The following is a 2714-nucleotide window of genomic DNA, read 5'->3' as shown; positions in this document are numbered from 1 at the left end:
AACACAGTGGACGCGAGCAACTGAGGACAAGCCCTCGGCCTATTAGTACCAGTCACCTCCACACCTCACGGTGCTTCCAGATCTGGCCTATCAACCCAGTCGTCTACTGGGAGCCTTACCCCATCAAGTGGGTGGGAGTCCTCATCTCGAAGCAGGCTTCCCGCTTAGATGCTTTCAGCGGTTATCCCTCCCGAACGTAGCCAACCAGCCATGCCCTTGGCAGAACAACTGGCACACCAGAGGTTCGTCCGTCCCGGTCCTCTCGTACTAGGGACAGCCCTTCTCAAGACTCCTACGCGCACAGCGGATAGGGACCGAACTGTCTCACGACGTTCTAAACCCAGCTCGCGTACCGCTTTAATGGGCGAACAGCCCAACCCTTGGGACCGACTCCAGCCCCAGGATGCGACGAGCCGACATCGAGGTGCCAAACCATCCCGTCGATATGGACTCTTGGGGAAGATCAGCCTGTTATCCCCGGGGTACCTTTTATCCGTTGAGCGACGGCGCTTCCACAAGCCACCGCCGGATCACTAGTCCCGACTTTCGTCCCTGCTCGACCCGTCGGTCTCACAGTCAAGCTCCCTTGTGCACTTACACTCAACACCTGATTGCCAACCAGGCTGAGGGAACCTTTGGGCGCCTCCGTTACCCTTTAGGAGGCAACCGCCCCAGTTAAACTACCCATCAGACACTGTCCCTGATCCGGATCACGGACCCAGGTTAGACATCCAGCACGACCAGACTGGTATTTCAACGACGACTCCACAAACACTGGCGTGCCTGCTTCACAGTCTCCCAGCTATCCTACACAAGCCGAACCGAACACCAATATCAAACTGTAGTAAAGGTCCCGGGGTCTTTCCGTCCTGCTGCGCGAAACGAGCATCTTTACTCGTAGTGCAATTTCACCGGGCCTATGGTTGAGACAGTCGAGAAGTCGTTACGCCATTCGTGCAGGTCGGAACTTACCCGACAAGGAATTTCGCTACCTTAGGATGGTTATAGTTACCACCGCCGTTTACTGGCGCTTAAGTTCTCAGCTTCGCCTGGACGAATCCAAGCTAACCGGTCCCCTTAACGTTCCAGCACCGGGCAGGCGTCAGTCCGTATACATCGCCTTACGGCTTCGCACGGACCTGTGTTTTTAGTAAACAGTCGCTTCTCGCTGGTCTCTGCGGCCACCCCCAGCTCAGAGTGCAAGACTCATCACCAGGTGTGGCCCCCCTTCTCCCGAAGTTACGGGGGCATTTTGCCGAGTTCCTTAACCATAGTTCACCCGAACGCCTCGGTATTCTCTACCTGACCACCTGAGTCGGTTTAGGGTACGGGCCGCCATGAAACTCGCTAGAGGCTTTTCTCGACAGCATAGGATCATCCACTTCACCACAATCGGCTCGGCATCAGGTCTCAGCCACAAGGTGTGCGGATTTACCTACACACCGGCCTACACCCTTACCCCGGGACAACCACCGCCCGGGATGGACTACCTTCCTGCGTCACCCCATCACTCACCTACTAACCGCTTGGTTCAGCGGCTCCACCACTCCCCTTCACCCGAAGGATCCAGGGCGGCTTCACGGCCTTAGCATCACGATGCTCGATGTTTGACGCTTCACAGCGGGTACCGGAATATCAACCGGTTATCCATCGACTACGCCTGTCGGCCTCGCCTTAGGTCCCGACTTACCCTGGGCAGATCAGCTTGACCCAGGAACCCTTAGTCAATCGGCGCAAACGTTTCTCACGTTTGTATCGCTACTCATGCCTGCATTCTCACTCGTCAACCGTCCACAACTACCTTCCGGTGCTGCTTCACCCGGCAGACGACGCTCCCCTACCCATCACAGCAGGCGTTGGCCCATATGCTGCAATGACACGACTTCGGCGGTACGCTTGAGCCCCGCTACATTGTCGGCGCGGAATCACTAGACCAGTGAGCTATTACGCACTCTTTCAAGGGTGGCTGCTTCTAAGCCAACCTCCTGGTTGTCTCTGCGACTCCACATCCTTTCCCACTTAGCGTACGCTTAGGGGCCTTAGTCGATGCTCTGGGCTGTTTCCCTCTCGACCATGGAGCTTATCCCCCACAGTCTCACTGCCGCGCTCTCACTTACCGGCATTCGGAGTTTGGCTAAGGTCAGTAACCCGGTAGGGCCCATCGCCTATCCAGTGCTCTACCTCCGGCAAGAAACACACGACGCTGCACCTAAATGCATTTCGGGGAGAACCAGCTATCACGGAGTTTGATTGGCCTTTCACCCCTAACCACAGGTCATCCCCCAGGTTTTCAACCCTGGTGGGTTCGGTCCTCCACGAAGTCTTACCTCCGCTTCAACCTGCCCATGGCTAGATCACTCCGCTTCGGGTCTTGAGCGTGCTACTGAAACGCCCTATTCGGACTCGCTTTCGCTACGGCTACCCCACCCGGGTTAACCTCGCAACACACCGCAAACTCGCAGGCTCATTCTTCAAAAGGCACGCAGTCACGAGACACGTGCAAGCACGCATCCGACGCTCCCACGGCTTGTAGGCACACGGTTTCAGGTACTATTTCACTCCCCTCCCGGGGTACTTTTCACCATTCCCTCACGGTACTATCCGCTATCGGTCACCAGGGAATATTTAGGCTTAGCGGGTGGTCCCGCCAGATTCACACGGGATTTCTCGGGCCCCGTGCTACTTGGGTGTCTCTCAAACGAGCCGCTGACGTT

Annotated in this window: 1 rRNA gene (cut by a window edge); it reads right to left on the bottom strand. The window is 56.7% G+C overall.

Annotated elements, in window-relative coordinates:
• Nucleotides 1-22: 22 nt before the first annotated feature.
• Nucleotides 23-2714 (bottom strand): 23S ribosomal RNA (locus tag IE260_RS40775) (it continues 428 nt past the right edge of the window).

Source organism: Streptomyces viridiviolaceus, from assembly GCF_014650995.1.
GTDB lineage: Bacteria > Actinomycetota > Actinomycetes > Streptomycetales > Streptomycetaceae > Streptomyces > Streptomyces viridiviolaceus.
The sequence above is the reverse complement of the archived record's forward strand: the minus strand, read 5'-3'. Positions and strand labels throughout refer to the sequence as shown.